This window comes from Xanthomonas sp. LMG 8993, from assembly GCF_009835065.2.
In the GTDB taxonomy this organism is placed as follows: Bacteria; Pseudomonadota; Gammaproteobacteria; order Xanthomonadales; family Xanthomonadaceae; genus Xanthomonas; species Xanthomonas arboricola.
In genome coordinates, this window is sequence record NZ_QVIF02000014.1 from 1 (window position 1) to 16365 (window position 16365).

Sequence of the window (16365 nt, forward strand, 5' to 3'; positions counted from 1 at the left end):
GCGCACCCGGGCGCGAGGTCTTGCCGATCGGTACTGCCTCGTCGCGGCCAGGTCCGCTCCTACGACGGCGGCGGAATTCTGCGGTGTTGCCGTAGGCGCGCACCCGGGCGCGACGTCTTGCCGAGCGGCACCACCTCGTCGCGGCCAGGTCCGCTGCTACGACCGCGGCAGCCCACCGCGACGATGACGCTTGCTCAGGCTTCGCCGAACAATTCCGCTTCCAGCGTCATCAACGGCGCTGCGCCGCTGCGGATGGTGGCGGCATGGGTGAGCGTGCGCGGCAACACGCGTGCGAAGTAGAAGCGGGCGGTTTCGCGCTTGGCGCGCTTGAACTCCTCGCTGTGCGCGGACGCATCGGCAGCGGCCACGCTGCGCGCCCACCAGTACGCCAGCACCACGTAGCCGGAATAGAACAGGTAGTCGTAGCTGGCGGCGCCGAGTTCGTCCGGGTTGCGGGCGGCGCGATCGAGCACGTCGCGGGTCAGCATCGCCCACTCGCTGCACTTGTCGCGCAGCGGCTTGATGAACTCGGCCAGCGCGGCATTGCCTTCCTGCGCATTGGCGAAGGTTTCCACATCGGCCAGGAACAGCTTGAGTCCCGCCGCCTGGCTGGCAGCGGTCTTGCGGCCGATCAGATCCAGCGCCTGGATGCCGGTGGTGCCTTCGTAGATGGTGGTGATGCGCGCGTCGCGGGCCAGCTGCTCCATACCGTATTCGCGGATATAGCCGTGGCCGCCGAAGCACTGCAGCGCGTGGTAGGTGTTCTCGATCGACCACTCGGTCTGGCAGGCCTTGGAGATTGGGGTGAGGAAGCTCACCAGGGTCTCGGCATCGGCGCGTTCCTGCTCGGAGGTGCCGCGGTGGGCCACATCGACCAGGCTGGCCGCGTGCAGCGCCAGCAGGCGGCTGCCTTCGGTCAGCGACTTGATGGTCAGCAGCATGCGGCGCACGTCCGGGTGCACGATGATCGGGTCGGCCGGCTTGTCGGGGAATTTGGCACCGCTGAGCGCGCGCGACTGCAGGCGCTCGCGGGTGTAGCGCAGCGCGTTCTGATACGCACGCTCGGACAGGCCGATGCCCTGCAGACCCACACTCAGGCGCGCGGTATTCATCATCGTAAACATGGCCTGCAGGCCCTTGTGCGGCTGGCCGACCAGATAGCCTTGCGCGCCTTCGAAGTTCATCACGCAGGTCACCGAGCCCTTGATGCCCATCTTGTGCTCGATCGAGCCGCAGTGCAGCGCATTACGTTCGCCCACGTTGCCGTCGCGGTCCACCTTGAACTTGGGGGTGACGAACAGCGAGATGCCCTTGGCGCCGGCCGGTGCGTCCGGCAACTTGGCCAGCACCAGATGCACGATGTTGTCGGTGAGGTCGTGCTCGCCGGCGGTGATGAAGATCTTGGTGCCGGTGATGGCATAGCTGCCGTCGGCGTTGGGCTCGGCGCGGGTCTTGAGCAGGCCCAGGTCGGTGCCGCAATGTGGCTCGGTCAGGCACATGGTGCCGGTCCAGCGGCCGTCGATCAGTGGCTTGAGGAAGACATCCTGCTGCCAGGTTTCGCCGTGCTGGCGCAGCGCTTCCATCGCGCCGTGCGACAGCAGCGGGAAGTTGCCCCAGGCCAGGTTGGCGGCGTTGATCATTTCGCTCAACGGTACGCCCAGCGTGTGCGGCATGCCCTGGCCACCGAACTGCGTCTCGGCGGTGAGCCCGTTCCAGCCGCCTTCCACGAACTGGTCGTAGGCCGCACGGAAGCCTGGCGGGGTGGTCACCGCGTGGGTGCTCTTGTCGAAGGCACAGCCGATTTCGTCGCCGATGCTGTTGAGCGGCGCCAGCACCTGCGCGGTGAAGCGGCCGGCTTCCTCGAGCACGGCGTCGATGATGTCGGTGCTGGCGTCGGCATAGCCGAGCCGGGCGAACAGGGCCTGCGCGCCGAGCACGTCGTGCAGGGCGAAGCGGAAATCGGTCAGCGGGGCGGTGTAGCTGCTCATGCGGAATCCTTCAAACGAGTGCGGGAAGGCGTGCGCGTCAGCGCAGCACGCCGTTGAGGCCGGGGGCCGGGCTGAGCGTGTTACGTGATTCGACGCTGAAATCGCGCTGCTTCTTATCCTGCGGCGTCGCCCACACCGTGCCCTTGAGCGAGTAAGGCAGCGAGCGGCCGCCGGCGAGCACATCGGCCACGGTGAGGCGGCCCAGCGAGGTCGGCTGCACGCTGACGGTCACCACGTCGGCAGTTTCCGGGCCGATCGAGATACCGACGCTCTGGTCGAGCTTGCCGGCCAGCTGATCGCCGGCGGAAATCTCCAGCGCCACGCGCTCGAACTGCATCGGGATGCTGCTGTAGTTCTGCAGCCGCAGATCGACCGACCAGGAGCCGTCGGCACGCACGGTCAGTTGCTGGATGCTGGCGGCTGGCTCGGACACGCGGCGGACCGCACCGCCGCAGGCGCTCAGCAGCAGGCCGCAGGCCAGCGACACGATCAGGAGACGGTAGGCACGACGCATGTACTGAGGTCCTTGGCGGGTGTAAGGCGGCGCCAAGAATACTACGCAGTACGGACGCTGCCTTGCTGCCTTGCGGCGTGTCCGTATGCAGGCGTTGCGGCACATCACGCGGCACGGCCTGCGTTCAGGCTGCTGGCGTCAACGCAAGGGCGCAGCCACGATCAGCGGCGACAGGTCGTAGCCCATCTGCGTGGCCTGACGCTTGAGTTGCTCGAACTGCGCGCGCGGCATCTGTGGCGAGCGCGACAGGATCCACAGGTATTTGCGATCCGGCTCGCCGACCACCGCCCATTGGTAGTCCGGGTCGAGCGCGATCACCCAATAGTCGGCCCACACCAGCGGCAACCAGCTCAGCCACTCCGGCGCAAAGCGCACCTGCAGCTGCCCGGGCCGGCCCTCGACCGGCCGTGCCACTCCCTCGGCCTGGGTCAGCTCGCCATCGGCGCTGCGGCAGCCGTTGCGCACGCCGATCAAGCCATCGTCGCGCAAGGTGTAGCTGGCGGTGATGTCGCTGCGGCACTTCTTCTGGAACGACACCGGAAGATGCGCGATCTCGTGCCACTGCCCGGCGTAGCGGGAGATGTCCAGTTGCGGCACTGCGCGTACCGGCTGTTGGGCCGCGGCCATCAACGGCAGCAGCAAGGCGAACGACAACAGCAGGCAGGGCAGGCGCATGACATTCTCCTCGGGACCTGCGCAGGCTAGGCCATGCTGCCTTCCGCGCGGTGTGAACCGATGCAGGAAAGCGCCGTCGCCGCGCCGGCCCGCAACAAAGTTCATCGCAACGCTTGCTCAAACTGCGCCTGCTCGCTATGATGCGCGTCCTCGCAACGCAGGCAGCATGTTGCGATAGTGGCCGAGTAGCTCAGTTGGTAGAGCAGGGGATTGAAAATCCCCGTGTCGGCGGTTCGATTCCGTCCTCGGCCACCATTTCCACGCCTTCGTTCGCAAGGCGTCCCGGCAATCGCCGGATGTGCAAACTCTCTTCCTTGTTTTGTCGATGCCACGTTGCGGCGACTGCTGCGGATGGACTTGTTGCGTTTGCCGGCAGACCTGGCGCCTGCGGCGGTGGTTTTCCACGTGGTCTTCAACTGCGCGTGGCGATACTTCCGGGCATGACGCACAGAACACTTCGACGCACGTTGATTCACGGCTACTGCGGTGAGTTCCGCGTGGAAACGATGGAAAGTCAGGCCCCTGGACAGACGCAGTGGTCGTCGACGGCGTTCGTGTATCACCGCGACCATCCTTCGCCGATCGCCACGATCGAAGGCGCAGGGCAGGGCGAATATCGCGGCGATGCGCGCGAGCAGGCACTGCGCGTGGGTTCCTGTCTTGCCGAGTTTCTGGACCCGAAGGAATACCGGCTCTGACGACTTCGCGCCCGCTCTGCGGCGCCAGGCTCCGCCGATGCGCATGAGCGGGCGCCAGAAGCGCAAGGCCGATCCGTGCAGGCCGATCGCGCTGTCTGCCTATACGCCTGCACCCGAGTGACGCGGCAGGGTGATCAACCGCCTGCCGGCCACCAGTTGTCCATGTTGCGCCGGTAGACGAACAGGCGCGGCGCCTTGGCCACCTGCGCTGCGGCCTGGCGTTCGCCGGCGACCAACGAAAACCCGATGTCCGCCAGCATGCGCGAGAGCGCGTTGGCGTTGCCGCGGCCCGGATCGCTGATGACGATCTCGCACGAAGGCCTGGCCAGCGCGGGAATGAGGCTGGCCAACATGGTGGCGTGGCGGGTTTCGTACAGCACGTCGCTGGCGATGATCATGTCGAACTGGCCCATGTTCAGCGCGCCGGCGTCCCAGTCGAGCCGGCGATACGGCACCGAGTCCAGGGAGTTGAGTGCGGCGTTGTACGCCAGGAACACCTCTGCCAGCGGGTGATGATCGCTGGCGACCACGTCGGCGCCGCGCCGGCGCAACACCAGGCTGGCCAGCCCCAGGCCGCAGCCGAGTTCGAGAATGCGCCGGCCTTCGATCGGGCGCGTGGCCATTGCTTCGGCCAGTAGCTGGCCGGCAGGCCAGACCTGCCCGAACAGGCTCCACTGCGCCGAGGAGATGCCGGCATCGGCCGCACTCTCGTCCGGATCGGCGTATTGCTGTTTGTCGGCAAGTGCGCGGATGACGTAGGTCAGTTGCCCGAAGGTCAACTCGTGAATCTGGGTCTGGTAGCCCGGCATGGTGGCATCGCATGATTGCCAGAGCCTGCGCTGGCTGGAAAGACGCGCGCAACGGCGCCAGAACGGCCGAATGAAGCGCAAGAGCTGCTTGCTGCCTGCGCATGCTACGGCAAAACGACCGATGCACCTGCCTGCCAATGCTCGCCCGCCGTGCCTTCATTAGCCTGCTTTCAGCAAGCGACGGCGCAGGCAATGGCGCACAGCGACGCGCTTGCAAGCAAGCCGGTGCCTGCGGCTATGGTCGCCGCATTCCACGGGCAAGGTGCGGCGATGAAGAACTGGATATTCCTGGCAATCGCGATCTGCGCAGAAGTCACCGCCACGGCGGCGCTCAAATCGAGTGAAGGCTTCACGCGCATGTGGCCATCGCTGCTCACCGTGCTGGGCTACGGCATTTCGTTCTATTTCCTGGCGCTGACGCTGCGCGTGATCCCGGTCGGCATCGCCTACGCCATGTGGTCGGGCGCGGGCATCGTGTTGATTTCGCTGGTGGCCTGGGCCGTGCACGGACAACGGCTGGATGCGCCCGCGCTGCTGGGCATGGGCCTGATCGTGGCCGGTGCGGTGGTCATCAACGTGTTTTCCAAGGTGGCGCCGCATTAGCGCGTGCTGCCTGCCGCACGCCGGGTTGCATCGGCGGGCGCGGCCGTACGGGAAAGGCTCATGGATGTGAGGAATCAACTCACCGGCCCCAACTAGACTATCGCCACGGGAATGGCCCCGCGGAGAACATGCACTTGAACGATCCTGGTAACGGAGAGCTGCGGGCGCCTCATATCAGCGAATCTCGCAGCCTGCCTGTGGAGAAGCATCGCTCGGATATCTTTTTTGCCGCGGTGGAAACCACGCGCATGCCGATGACGGTCACCGACCCGCACCTGCCCGACAATCCGATCGTGTTCGCCAACCGGGCGTTCCTGGAAATGACCGGGTATTCGTCCGAGGAGATCATCGGCAACAACTGCCGTTTCCTGCAGGGCCCGGAAACCGATCCGGCCAGCGTGCAGGACGTGCGCGAGTCCATCGAGCAACGCCGCGAATTCGCCACCGAGGTGCTGAATTACCGCAAGGATGGCTCCTCGTTCTGGAACGCGCTGTTCGTCTCGCCGGTGTTCGACGAGCAAGGCAACCTGGTCTACTTCTTCGGTTCGCAGCTGGACGTGAGTCGTCGCCGCGATGCCGAGGACGCCTTGCGCCAGGCGCAGAAGATGGAAGCGCTGGGGCAGTTGACCGGCGGCATCGCGCACGATTTCAACAATCTGCTGCAGGTGATGTCCGGGCATCTGGAAGTGATCCAGATGATGGTCTCCGGCGATGCCGCCAGGAATGCCGAACGCATCGCCTTCAGCGCCGAACATGCCGCAACCGCCGCGGCCAAGGCGGCCACCCTGACCCAGCAATTGCTGGCGTTTTCGCGCAAGCAGAAATTGCGGGGGCGGGTGGTCAATCTCAATGGCCTGGTGTCGGGCATGAACAACATGGCCGAGCGCACGCTGGGGGGCGGCATCAGCCTGCGGCAGTCGCTGGAAGAGGGGTTGTGGAACTGCCAGATCGACACCACCCAGGCCGAAGTGGCGTTGTTGAACGTGCTGATCAATGCGCGCGATGCGATGACGCAGTCCGAGCGCAAGGAAGTGACCGTGCAGACCCAGAACGTGGAAATCACCAGCCACGATCTGGCCATGCACCACCAGTTGGCGCCGGGTCGCTATGTGAGCATTGCCGTCAGCGACACGGGCTTGGGCATGCCGCCGGAGGTGGCCAGCCGCGTCATGGAGCCGTTCTTTACCACCAAGGACGAGGGGCAGGGCACAGGCCTGGGTCTGTCGATGGTGTACGGCTTCGTCAAGCAGTCCGGCGGCACCGTGCGCATCTACAGCGAAGTGGGCGAAGGCACCACGGTGCGGTTGTATTTCCCCGCATCCAACGAATTCGAGAACGACCTGCAGGCCGTCAAGAGCCGTGCCATCGACAAGGGCGGCAGCGAAACCATCCTGGTGGTGGAAGACAAGCAGGACGTGGCGGTGGTGGCCAGGATGTTCCTGGAAAACGCCGGTTACCGCATTCTCTCTGCAGCCAGCGGGCGCGAGGCGATCGAGTTACTCGAGCAGCATGCGGAAGTGGATGCGCTGTTCACCGATCTGATCATGCCCGGCGGCATGAATGGTGTGGTGCTGGCCCGCGAGGCGCGGCGCATGCTGCCCAGGATCAAAGTCCTGCTGACCACCGGCTATGCCGATGCCAGCATTCAGCGCACCGACGTGGGCGGCGCGGAGTTCGACGTGGTCAACAAACCGTATACGCAGAAGGAGCTGCTCAAGCGGATCCGCATGCTGCTGGACGGGCCGACCGGCGTCGGTTGAGGCGCACGCATCCGGGCGATGCGATGCCCGGATGTCGCCTGCAGATGGTCGCTGCGATCGTGCAGCGGCGGCTGCGCTGCAGGCTTATCCTGCGCTACGCCCGTTTCGTTCTGTTCTGTCTGAGAACGGCTGAAGCCGCGGCCAGCAATGCCCGGCCCGAAGGAAGTGTTGCGCAGGATCTGGAGGGCATGCGTGATGCATGCCGATCCCGGTTACCGGCCGCGCCTGTCCGGCAGTGAGTGCAGTGGTCTGTTGGACGCACTGAATCCTGACGTGCTTACTCTTCGCTCATCGGCGCGACATAGCCATCCGGCTTGTCGGCGTTGCGCTCGAACAGGAACTTCTGCAATTCGGCTTCGAGAAATGCGCGGTGCTTGGGGTCGCGCGGCGACAGCCGGTTTTCGTTGATCAGCATGGTCTGATGCGCCAGCCAGGCCTGCCATGCGCTCTTGCCGATCTGCGCGAACACGCGCTGGCCGAGCTCGCCGGGATACGGCACAAAATCCAGGCCTTCGGTGTCGCATTGCTGGTACTGGCAGAACACGGTGCGGGACATGCGGATTCCTTTGAGTGCGCGCCTAGAGGGCGTCGAGCAGTTTGCGGATCGGCGCCGGCAAGCCCAGCGATGCGAGATCGGCGCGGGCGACCCAGCGCAGGTCGTCATTGTCGCGTACCGCCGGGCGTAGTGCGACCTTGCCGATGCGCAAGGGCTGCAGATGCAGGCGGTAATGACTGAAGGTGTGCACGATCAGCGGCAGTTCGTCGGCGCGGTCGTAGTTGCCATCGATGTGTTTGTCGAACCATGCGCGCATGCCGCTGTCGGTCTCGGCCTGCGGCAGCGTCCATAGCGAGGCCCAGATGCCGGTCGGCGGGCGGCGCTGCAGCAGGATCTGCCTGTCTGCGTTTTCCAGCAGCAAGGCGGTGGCTTCGCGCTCGGGCAACGCCTTGCCGGGCTTGGGCGTGGGCAGTGCGTCCACCAGGCCATCGCGGCGCGCCACGCAATCGTCCTGCAGCGGGCACAGCACGCAGGCCGGTTTGGCGCGTGTGCATAGCGTGGCGCCGAAATCCATCTGCGCCTGGGTGTAGTCGGCCAGGCGGCCGGCCGGCACCTGCGCCACATGCGTCGTCGCCAGTTGCCATAACTGCTTTTCGATCGCCGGCAGGCCGGGATAGCCGGCAATGCCGTGGAAGCGCGTCAGCACGCGTTTGACGTTGCCGTCCATGATCGCGAAGCGGTCGTTCCAGGCCTGGCTGAGGATCGCGCCGGCGGTGCTGCGGCCGATGCCGGGCAACGCCAGCAAGGCATCGAAATCGCGTGGCAGCTCGCCATCGTGCAGGGCGACGCATTGCCGGGCTGCGGCATGCAGGTTGCGTGCGCGTGCGTAGTAGCCCAACCCGGCCCAGTGCGCCATCACGGTGTCGTTGTCGGCTGCGGCCAGGTCGGCCAGGGCCGGAAAGCGGGCGACGAACTTGTGGAAATACGGTATGACCACCGCAACCTGGGTCTGCTGCAGCATGATTTCCGACAACCACACCCGGTAGGGCGCGCGCGGATGTTGCCAGGGCAGGTCGTGGCGGCCGTGGCCGTCGAACCAGTGCAGCAGGCGGTTGACGAAGGCGTCAGCGGTGGCAGTGGCGTGATCGGCTGGCATGGGGTCTGCTGGCGAAGGAGGGCGATGACGGCGGGCGGATGACGCCCGGCTGTGCGCGTATGGCGGTAGGCCGATCAGTGCAGCGGAAACGCAAGTCCAACCCGGCATTGGTCGCAGAAGAAGCCTTCATCGCCAGGCCAGTGCGGTGCGGCCGGTGCATGGTAATGAACCAGCTCTGCATGGCGCCGCGCCTGCTTGCGCAACGCCGCCGGCAACGGCTGGGCGAACTCCAGCACACGTCTGGCGCGCGACCAGTCGCCGGACACTCCCCGTAGCGTGCAGCCTGCCTGCAGCGCCTGCGCGCACAACGCTTGCAGATGCGGGCAGGCCTCTGTCACTCAGCTGCCCAGTGCTTCCGGCAGCAGGGCGTCGACGAAGGCGACCGGGTCGAACACGCGCAGGTCTTCCGGGCGTTCGCCGATGCCGGCGAAGCGGATCGGGATATTGAACTCGCGCGCCAGTGCGAACACCACGCCGCCCTTGGCGGTGCCATCGAGCTTGGTGACGACCAGGCCGGTGACGCCGACCGCGGCATGGAACTGGCGCAGCTGCGAGATGGCGTTCTGGCCGGTAGTGCCGTCGATGACCATCAGCACCTCGTGCGGTGCGGCGGCATCGATCTTGCCGAGCACGCGACGGATCTTGCCCAGCTCGTTCATCAGCCCGGTCTGGGTGTGCAGGCGGCCGGCGGTGTCGGCGATCAACACCTCGGTGCCACGCGCCTTGGCGGCCTGCAGCGCGTCGAACGCCACCGAGGCGGCGTCGGCATTCTGCCCCTGCGCGATCACGGCCACGCCGTTGCGATCGCCCCAGGCCTGCAGCTGCGCCACCGCCGCGGCGCGGAAGGTGTCGCCGGCGGCCAGCATCAGGCTGTTGCCGTCGTCCTTGAAGCGCTTGGCCAGCTTGCCGATGGTGGTGGTCTTGCCGACGCCGTTGACGCCGACGGTGAGCACCACGAAGGGCTTGGCCGAGCGGTCGATGACCAACGGTTTGGAAACCGGCTGCAGCAGCGCGATCAGATCGGCGCGCAATGCCTTGAACATCGCCTGCGCATCGGCGAACTCGCGCGACTTCATGCGCTTGCGCAGCCCTTCGACCAGGGCGGTGGTCGCGCCGATGCCGACGTCGGCGGTGATCAGCGCGGTTTCGATCTCGTCGAGCAGGTCGTCGTCGAGCTTGGGGTTACGCGAGAACAGACCGCCGAAGCTGCGCGCAAAGCTGCTGTTGCGCAGGCGGTCGCGCCAGCCCGGCTTGCCGGCCGGGGCGGCCGGTAGCGCATCGCGCTGGCCGACGATGCTGTCGTTGTCGGAACTGGCCGGCACTGGGGCGCTGATCACGGCCGGGGCGACGCCGCCGGGCGCGGCGGTGGGCAACGGGGCGACGGCCGGTTGCACTGCGGGCGCAGCTGTTGCGGCGGCAGGTGTCACGACAGCGGGTGTAACGACAGCAGGCGTGGCAGCAGGCGTGGCAGTCGACGGTACGACGGCGGGCGCGGCGCCTTGTGCAGGCGTCGGCGCAGGCGTGCCTGCCGGCTGCGCGGGTACGCTGTGCGGCTGCACGACCACCGGCGGCGGCACCACTACCGTGGGAGCGTGCGGCGCGGCAGACGGAAGCGGATCGGGCAGCGCCTGCAAGGCCGCAGGCGCCGGCGTGGCCGGCGGCGTGGGTGCATTGGGGACTGCGGCAACGCTCTGCGCCTGGCCAGTGCGCGTGGCGATGTCCTGGGCAAGTTGGTCGGCCGGTGCCGCGGCAGGCGGCGTTGCGGCGGGCGTCGGCGTTACCGCATCGCTGCGCGCGGGTGCGGCAGGCGCGGGTGATGATGGTGTGGCCGATGTGCCAGGTTCGGCAGTCGGCATTGCCTCGACCGGCGATGCCGGGGTGGCGGCAGACGGCGCGGTGGGGAATGCGGCTGCCAGTTCTTCCAGGCTATAGCGCGAGGTACGCGCGCTGTCGGGCGTGGTGGGCTTGTTACGGCGGAAAAAGCTGGCCATTGGCAACGCGGTAGGGGAAACCCGAAATTCTACCATCCGGGCCCAGGGTCGCCTTGACGCGACCTTCAGCGCGCCCTGCCTGTGCCACCTCCTGCGCGTCGCGACAGCGGTGCAACGACCTGCGCAAACCGCATCGCCGCAGTATCGCCAATGCTGCCGAATTCGGCATTTGTGCCAGCGGTGTGTCAGCGTGTGTTTGCGCGCCTACAACTGCCCCTTGAGCGCACGGTAATCGCGCGGGGTCATGCCGACGGTTGCCTTGAACTGACGCGCGAATGCGCTCTGGTCGGCAAAGCCGCAGCGTTGCCCGATGCTGGCGATGCTGTCGTCGCCGTACAGCAACCGCATCGCCGATTCGATCCGCAGCTTGGTCAGCAGTTGCTGCGGGGTCACCTGGAACACGCGGCGGAAGTGCCGTTCCAGCTGCGCCACCGACAGGCCGGCCAGGTCGGCCAGGCTCTGCACCCGCAGGTTGTCGCCGAAGTTGGCCTGCATGTGATCCATCACCTGGCTCAGGCGCTCGTACGCCGAGTGCCGGCTGTCGGGCTGGCCCAGATCGCGCGAAATGCCGACCACGCCAATCACTTCATTGGCCTCGCACAGCGGGCGCTTGAAGGTCAGGCACCAGCCGGGCAGGCGGTTGGGATACAGATGCACCTCCAGCTGGTTGTCGATGAGCTCGCCACACAGCACGCGGCGGTCCTGCATCATGTAGCTGCCGCCCAGCGGCAGCGGGAACACTTCCAGTGGCGAGCGGCCGATGATTTCGCTGCGCAATTTGCGTCCGAGCCGGCGCACCAGCGTCAGGTTGCAATGGGTGTAGCGGCCCTCGCTGTCCTTGATGAAGAACACCACGTCCGGCAGCGCATCGAATAGCGTCTGCATTTCCAGCGCGGGAAGGTTGAGGTCCATCGGCGTCATGGTGGCGGTCACGATTGACGGCTGCACGAAAGGCGCGGCCCTGTATTGATCCTAGCGCAAACGCGGGGCTGTGAACCGGGTTGTCGATTGTGCGGATTTCCGCATTTGCAACTCGCATTGGACGCTAGTCGTCCGCCAGCCGGCAGTGGGAGCATGAGCCATGCACACCATCGACGTCATCGACTCCCATACGGCCGGCGAACCTACCCGCGTGGTCCTCTCCGGCTTCCCCGATCTGGGCGATGGCGATCTGGCGCAATGCCGCGAACGGTTTGGCCGCGATTTCGACCAGTGGCGCAGCGCGATCGCCTGCGAACCGCGCGGCTCGGACACCATGGTCGGCGCCTTGCTGCTGCCGGCCCGCGACCCCAGCGCCTGCACCGGGGTGATCTTCTTCAACAACGTTGGCTACCTGGGCATGTGCGGGCACGGCACCATCGGCGTGGTGCGTACGCTGGCCGAGCTGGGGCGTATCGCGCCGGGCCAGCACCGCATCGAGACGCCGGTCGGCACGGTCGGCGTGGAACTGGCCGAAGACGGCACGGTGTCGGTCGACAATGTCGACAGCTATCGCGTTGCAACCGACGTCGACGTGGACGTGCCCGGTTACGGGCCGGTGCGTGGCGATGTGGCCTGGGGTGGCAACTGGTTCTTCATCACCGGGCAGGCGCCGTGTGCGCTGGACCTGGCACATCAGCGCGAGCTGACCGCCTATACCGAAGCGATCCGGCTGGCGCTGGAAGCGGCCGGCATCACCGGCGAGGCCGGCGGCGAGATCGACCATATCGAAATCAACGGCAGCGCACCGGACGGCAGCGGCGTGGCGCGCAACTTCGTGCTGTGCCCGGGGCTGGCCTACGACCGTTCGCCGTGCGGCACCGGCACCAGCGCCAAGCTGGCCTGCCTGGCCGCCGACGGCAAGCTGGCCGAAGGCGAGCGCTGGGTACAGCAGGGCATTCTGGGCAGCGCCTTCGAAGGCAGCTATCGCCTGAGCGGGCGCGGCATTGCGCCACGCATCCGCGGGCATGCCTACATCACCGCACGCGCGCAGCTGCTGATCGACCCGGCCGACCCGTTTGCCTGGGGCATCGTGGCCTGATGGACGACGTGCGGCCCGCATCGGAGGGAGTTGGCAGCGCGCCGGCCGCCGATGCGGGGCCGTCGGCAGCGTCCACGCGACGCAGCTACGACCTGATCGTGGTGGGCGCGGGCATCGTCGGCGCGGCCTGCGCCGAGGCGGCCGCGTGCGAAGGGCTGCGGGTGGCGATCGTCGAGCCGGGGCCGATCGGCGGCGGTTCCACCGCGGCGGCGATGGGGCACTTGGTGGCGATGGACGACGACCCGGCCGAGCTGGCGTTGTCGGCGTATTCGCTGCGGCTGTGGGAGCGCTTCGCACAACTGAGCGAGGCCGAATTCAGCCGCTGCGGCACGCTGTGGGTAGCCCGCGATGCGCGCGAACTGGCGGCAATGCCGGCCAAGATCGCGCGGTTGGCGGCGGCCGGCCTGCATGCCGACGCGATCGATGCCAGCCAGTTGTATGCACTGGAGCCGCAACTGGTGGCGGGCCTGGCCGGCGGCATGCTGGTGCCGGGTGAGGCCGTGGTGTACCCGCCGCGGGTGGCGCGGCATCTGGTGAGCCTGGCCTGCAAGGCGGGCGCGCAGCTGTTTGCCGGCCGCAAGGTGGAGCAGTTGCAGGCGCATGGGGTGCGTCTGGACGATGGCCAGCTGTTGGCCGGCCCGGTGCTGGTGGCCAGCGGGGTGGCCTTGCCGCAGTTGCTGCCGGAGTTGGCGCTGCGCCCGCGCAAGGGCCATCTGGTCATCACCGACCGCCATCCTGGTTTGATCCGGCATCAGCTACTGGAACTGGGCTATGCCGATTCGGCGCATGGCGCCGACGCCACCAGCGTGGCCTTCAATGTGCAGCCGCGGCCGACCGGGCAGATCCTGATCGGCTCCTCGCGCCAGTTCGGCGAGCACGACCGCGCGCTGTCGCTGCCGGTGTTGCAGCAGATGCTGCAGCGCGCATTCGCCTATCTGCCGGTGCTGCGCGAGTTGCAGGCGATCCGGGTGTGGACCGGGCTGCGCCCGGCCACGCCGGACGGGCGCCCGTACCTCGGGGCGGTGCCCGGCCGGCGCGATGTGTGGGTAGCCGCCGGTCATGAGGGGCTGGGCGTCACCACGGCGCTGGGGAGCGCCCGGGTGATCGTGGACAGCCTGCTTGGGCGCACGCCGGCCATCGACCCCAGCCCATACGCTCCGGCGCGCGCCGTGCATGGTGCAGCCGCATGAGCGCGACGGTGCGCCTGCACGTGGATGCGCAAGCGGTCGAGGTGCCGGCCGGCGCCAGCGTGGCCGCTGCGGTGGCGCAGGCGACGCTGCAGTTCCGGCAGTCGTGCAGCGGCCAGCCGCGCGCGCCGTTGTGCGGCATGGGCGTGTGTTTCGAATGCAGGGTGCGCATCGACGGCATCGGTCAGCAACGCGCCTGCCTGGTGGATGCGCGCGACGGCATGCAGGTACGCACCGATGGTTGAGCGCGTGCAGCATTTCGATGTGCTGGTGATCGGCGCCGGCCCGGCCGGCCTGGCGGCGGCGCAGGCAGCGGCCAGTCATGGCGTGCGGGTGGGCGTGGTCGACCTGCAGCCGCGTGCCGGCGGGCAGGTGTGGCGCAACGATGTGCGGCACGGCGCGCCGGCCGATGCGCGCGCGCTGTTGCGGCAGGTGCAGGGCGCGGCGTCGATCACGCTGCTGACGCAAACGCAGATTCTGCTGGCGCAGCCGGGCTGGCTGCTGGCCGATGGCCCGCACGGTTCCCTGCAACTGCATTACGCCGCCCTGGTGCTGGCCACCGGCGCGCGCGAATTGCTGCTGCCGTTTCCGGGCTGGACCTTGCCCGGCGTCACCGGCGCCGGCGCGGCGCAGGCGCTGGCCAAACAGGGCTGGCCGCTGGCCGGCAAGCGCGTGGTGGTCGCCGGCAGCGGCCCGCTGCTGCTGGCCAGTGCGGCCAGCTTGCAACGGCATGGCGCGCAGGTGCTTGGCATCCACGAACAGACCTCTGCAGCTGCGTTGCGGCAGTTCGCATTGCAGCTGTGGCGCTGGCCGGGCAAGGCCGCGCAGGCGGTGGCGCTGCGCCTGCAATTGCGCGCGGTGGCCTATCGCGCCGGCAGCTTTGTCGTTGCCGCACACGGCGACACGCAACTGCGTGAAATCGAGATCGAAGGGCCCACCGGCCGCACGCGTGTTGCCTGCGACCAGTTGGCGGTGGGCTATGGCCTGGTGCCGAACACCGAGCTCGCACAGCTGCTCGGTTGCCGGCTGGACGCGTACGGCGCGCATCAACAGGTGCATGTGGACGCGCTGCTGCGCACCAGCGTGCGGCAGGTCTTTGCAGCGGGCGAGGCCTGCGGCATCGGCGGGCGCGACTGCGCGCTGATCGAAGGCGCGATGGCCGGGCATATGGCTGCCGACGCGCCGGACGCGGCGCTGCGCCTGCAGCCGCGGCGGCGTGCCGCGCGTGCGTTCGCCGGGGTGCTGCAACAGCAGTTCGCGCTTGATCCACGCATCCGCGCGCTGGCGCAGCCCGACACGCTGGTATGCCGCTGCGAAGACGTGCCGCTGGGCGCGCTGGACAACTTCAACGATGCACGCGATGCCAAGCTCGCTTCGCGCTGCGGCATGGGCGCCTGCCAGGGCCGCATCTGCGGCACCGCGCTCGCCGAGCTTGGGCGCTGCCCGCCCGCGTTTTCCACCGACGCCGGCCGCCGGCCGCCGTTGTTCCCGGTCCGCCTCGCGGCGCTGGCCGACCCGTTCACTTCCGACTCGCAAGGGAATCATCCATGAGTATTGCTGCGTTCTGGCATGGCGTGCTGCCGGCCATCACCACCCCGTTCACCGCCTCCGGCGAGATCGATCACGACTTCCTCGCCAAGCACGCCAATCAACTGGTGGATGCCGGCTGCACCGCGATCGTGCCGCTGGGCTCGCTGGGCGAAGCGGCCACCTTGAGCGTGGACGACAAGATCGCCGTGCTCAAGACGCTGGTCGGCGCATTGAACGGCCGCGTGCCGGTGGTGCCGGGCATCGCCAGCCTGGCGACCGGTGAGGCGGTGGCGCTGGCCAAGGCGGCCAAGGACCTCGGTTGCGGCGGGCTGATGGTGTTGCCGCCCTACGTCTACTCCACCGACTGGCGCGAGATGGGCGCGCATGTGCGTGCGGTGATCGCCGCCACCGACCTGCCGGTGATCCTGTACAACAACCCGGTGGCCTACAAGACCGATTTCGGCCCCGCGCAGATCGCCGAGCTGGCCGCCGAATTCCCCAACCTGCAGGCAGTGAAGGAGTCCTCGGGCGACGTGCGCCGCTTCGCCGCGCTGCAGGAGCTGCTGGGGGATCGTCTGGCGCTGCTGGTGGGCATGGACGATGCCATCGTCGAAGGCCTGAGCATGGGCGCCAAGGGCTGGATCGCCGGCCTGGTCAACGCCTACCCGAAGGAATCGGTGCGCCTGTTCGAACTCGCGCGCGACGGTGGCTACCCGGCGGCCAAGGAACTCTACGACTGGTTCCTGCCGCTGCTGCGCCTGGATACCGTGCCCAAGTTCGTGCAGTTGATCAAACTGGTGCAGGAAAAGGTCGGCCTGGGCAGCGAGCGCGTGCGTGCGCCGCGCCTGGTGGTCGATGGTGCCGAGCGCGAGGCCGCGCTCAAGGTCATCGACCACGCCATCGCCACTGCGCCCACACTGTCCTGACGATGAGCTCGC

General features: G+C 67.7%; 16 protein-coding genes and 1 tRNA gene. 9 read left to right on the forward strand and 8 right to left on the reverse strand.

What is annotated here, in order from left to right:
• Positions 1-194: 194 nt before the first annotated feature.
• From DYQ94_RS19845 to DYQ94_RS19855, 3 genes are all read right to left on the reverse strand, one after another.
• Positions 195-1988, reverse strand: a complete 1794-nt coding sequence (locus DYQ94_RS19845) for an acyl-CoA dehydrogenase C-terminal domain-containing protein (RefSeq protein ID WP_054592573.1) — start codon at positions 1986-1988, stop codon at positions 195-197.
• A gap of 37 nt (positions 1989-2025) precedes the next feature.
• The gene (locus DYQ94_RS19850) at positions 2026-2502 is read right to left on the reverse strand and encodes an LEA/WHy family protein (RefSeq protein ID WP_039522095.1); all 477 of its coding nucleotides are present in this window, start codon (positions 2500-2502) and stop codon (positions 2026-2028) included.
• 138 nt (positions 2503-2640) lie between these two features.
• Positions 2641-3177, reverse strand: a complete 537-nt coding sequence (locus tag DYQ94_RS19855) for a lipocalin family protein (protein ID WP_126966007.1) — start codon at positions 3175-3177, stop codon at positions 2641-2643.
• Positions 3178-3356: 179 nt separating this feature from the next.
• Between DYQ94_RS19855 and DYQ94_RS19860 the strand changes: the two genes are divergently transcribed.
• Together DYQ94_RS19860 and DYQ94_RS19865 are read left to right on the forward strand one after the other, a co-directional pair.
• A tRNA-Phe gene (locus tag DYQ94_RS19860) sits at positions 3357-3432 on the forward strand.
• Positions 3433-3683: 251 nt separating this feature from the next.
• Positions 3684-3875 (forward strand): hypothetical protein, encoded by a 192-nt coding sequence (locus tag DYQ94_RS19865; RefSeq protein ID WP_080931335.1) that lies wholly within the window; start codon positions 3684-3686, stop codon positions 3873-3875.
• Between the two features lie 134 nt (positions 3876-4009).
• Here the strand turns inward: DYQ94_RS19865 and DYQ94_RS19870 are convergent, their stop codons facing one another.
• The gene (locus DYQ94_RS19870; RefSeq protein ID WP_047128899.1) at positions 4010-4684 is read right to left on the reverse strand and encodes a class I SAM-dependent methyltransferase; all 675 of its coding nucleotides are present in this window, start codon (positions 4682-4684) and stop codon (positions 4010-4012) included.
• Between the two features lie 270 nt (positions 4685-4954).
• Between DYQ94_RS19870 and DYQ94_RS19875 the strand changes: the two genes are divergently transcribed.
• Together DYQ94_RS19875 and DYQ94_RS19880 are read left to right on the forward strand one after the other, a co-directional pair.
• Entirely contained in the window at positions 4955-5287 is a 333-nt protein-coding gene (locus DYQ94_RS19875; RefSeq protein ID WP_039523025.1) for an SMR family transporter, read from the forward strand.
• Between the two features lie 134 nt (positions 5288-5421).
• Complete coding sequence (locus tag DYQ94_RS19880) at positions 5422-7047, forward strand: hybrid sensor histidine kinase/response regulator (RefSeq protein ID WP_126966008.1); 1626 nt, start codon at positions 5422-5424, stop codon at positions 7045-7047.
• A gap of 277 nt (positions 7048-7324) precedes the next feature.
• Here the strand turns inward: DYQ94_RS19880 and DYQ94_RS19885 are convergent, their stop codons facing one another.
• The 4 genes from DYQ94_RS19885 to DYQ94_RS19900 all read right to left on the reverse strand — a co-directional run bounded on the left by DYQ94_RS19885 (position 7325) and on the right by DYQ94_RS19900 (position 11611).
• Complete coding sequence (locus DYQ94_RS19885) at positions 7325-7603, reverse strand: oxidative damage protection protein (RefSeq protein ID WP_016902008.1); 279 nt, start codon at positions 7601-7603, stop codon at positions 7325-7327.
• Between the two features lie 22 nt (positions 7604-7625).
• Positions 7626-8699, reverse strand: coding sequence for an A/G-specific adenine glycosylase (mutY, locus tag DYQ94_RS19890; protein WP_126966009.1), 1074 nt, complete (start codon positions 8697-8699; stop codon positions 7626-7628).
• A 338-nt stretch (positions 8700-9037) separates the two neighbouring features.
• Positions 9038-10690, reverse strand: coding sequence for a signal recognition particle-docking protein FtsY (gene ftsY, locus DYQ94_RS19895; RefSeq protein WP_160954477.1), 1653 nt, complete (start codon positions 10688-10690; stop codon positions 9038-9040).
• 204 nt (positions 10691-10894) lie between these two features.
• Positions 10895-11611, reverse strand: coding sequence for an AraC family transcriptional regulator (locus tag DYQ94_RS19900; protein ID WP_024937898.1), 717 nt, complete (start codon positions 11609-11611; stop codon positions 10895-10897).
• Positions 11612-11771: 160 nt separating this feature from the next.
• Between DYQ94_RS19900 and DYQ94_RS19905 the strand changes: the two genes are divergently transcribed.
• Genes DYQ94_RS19905 through DYQ94_RS19925 form a run of 5 tightly spaced genes read left to right on the forward strand, consistent with a single transcriptional unit; the run spans position 11772 to position 16353 of the window.
• Positions 11772-12710 (forward strand): proline racemase family protein, encoded by a 939-nt coding sequence (locus tag DYQ94_RS19905; protein ID WP_126966012.1) that lies wholly within the window; start codon positions 11772-11774, stop codon positions 12708-12710.
• Positions 12710-13900 (forward strand): NAD(P)/FAD-dependent oxidoreductase, encoded by a 1191-nt coding sequence (locus DYQ94_RS19910; RefSeq protein WP_126966013.1) that lies wholly within the window; start codon positions 12710-12712, stop codon positions 13898-13900. The genes DYQ94_RS19905 and DYQ94_RS19910 overlap by 1 nt, the downstream gene beginning before the upstream one ends.
• Positions 13897-14142, forward strand: coding sequence for a 2Fe-2S iron-sulfur cluster-binding protein (locus DYQ94_RS19915; protein ID WP_024937895.1), 246 nt, complete (start codon positions 13897-13899; stop codon positions 14140-14142). The genes DYQ94_RS19910 and DYQ94_RS19915 overlap by 4 nt, the downstream gene beginning before the upstream one ends.
• Positions 14135-15448: an NAD(P)/FAD-dependent oxidoreductase gene (locus DYQ94_RS19920; protein ID WP_126966014.1), complete on the forward strand. Its 1314-nt coding sequence runs from the start codon at positions 14135-14137 to the stop codon at positions 15446-15448. The genes DYQ94_RS19915 and DYQ94_RS19920 overlap by 8 nt, the downstream gene beginning before the upstream one ends.
• The gene (locus DYQ94_RS19925) at positions 15445-16353 is read left to right on the forward strand and encodes a dihydrodipicolinate synthase family protein (protein ID WP_054592585.1); all 909 of its coding nucleotides are present in this window, start codon (positions 15445-15447) and stop codon (positions 16351-16353) included. Before DYQ94_RS19920 ends, DYQ94_RS19925 begins: the two co-directional genes overlap by 4 nt.
• Positions 16354-16365 lie beyond the last annotated feature (12 nt).

Excerpts from the sequence above, each read along its gene's own strand:
- DYQ94_RS19845 (WP_054592573.1), bottom strand. The coding sequence starts at position 1,988 with ATGAGCAGCTACACCGCCCCGCTGACCGATTTCCGCTTCGCCCTGCAC.
- DYQ94_RS19850 (WP_039522095.1), bottom strand. The coding sequence starts at position 2,502 with ATGCGTCGTGCCTACCGTCTCCTGATCGTGTCGCTGGCCTGCGGCCTG.
- DYQ94_RS19855 (WP_126966007.1), bottom strand. The coding sequence starts at position 3,177 with ATGCGCCTGCCCTGCCTGCTGTTGTCGTTCGCCTTGCTGCTGCCGTTG.
- DYQ94_RS19865 (WP_080931335.1), top strand. The coding sequence starts at position 3,684 with ATGGAAAGTCAGGCCCCTGGACAGACGCAGTGGTCGTCGACGGCGTTC.
- DYQ94_RS19870 (WP_047128899.1), bottom strand. The coding sequence starts at position 4,684 with ATGCCGGGCTACCAGACCCAGATTCACGAGTTGACCTTCGGGCAACTG.
- DYQ94_RS19875 (WP_039523025.1), top strand. The coding sequence starts at position 4,955 with ATGAAGAACTGGATATTCCTGGCAATCGCGATCTGCGCAGAAGTCACC.
- DYQ94_RS19885 (WP_016902008.1), bottom strand. The coding sequence starts at position 7,603 with ATGTCCCGCACCGTGTTCTGCCAGTACCAGCAATGCGACACCGAAGGC.
- mutY (WP_126966009.1), bottom strand. The coding sequence starts at position 8,699 with ATGCCAGCCGATCACGCCACTGCCACCGCTGACGCCTTCGTCAACCGC.
- ftsY (WP_160954477.1), bottom strand. The coding sequence starts at position 10,690 with ATGGCCAGCTTTTTCCGCCGTAACAAGCCCACCACGCCCGACAGCGCG.
- DYQ94_RS19900 (WP_024937898.1), bottom strand. The coding sequence starts at position 11,611 with ATGACGCCGATGGACCTCAACCTTCCCGCGCTGGAAATGCAGACGCTA.
- DYQ94_RS19905 (WP_126966012.1), top strand. The coding sequence starts at position 11,772 with ATGCACACCATCGACGTCATCGACTCCCATACGGCCGGCGAACCTACC.
- DYQ94_RS19910 (WP_126966013.1), top strand. The coding sequence starts at position 12,710 with ATGGACGACGTGCGGCCCGCATCGGAGGGAGTTGGCAGCGCGCCGGCC.
- DYQ94_RS19915 (WP_024937895.1), top strand. The coding sequence starts at position 13,897 with ATGAGCGCGACGGTGCGCCTGCACGTGGATGCGCAAGCGGTCGAGGTG.
- DYQ94_RS19920 (WP_126966014.1), top strand. The coding sequence starts at position 14,135 with ATGGTTGAGCGCGTGCAGCATTTCGATGTGCTGGTGATCGGCGCCGGC.
- DYQ94_RS19925 (WP_054592585.1), top strand. The coding sequence starts at position 15,445 with ATGAGTATTGCTGCGTTCTGGCATGGCGTGCTGCCGGCCATCACCACC.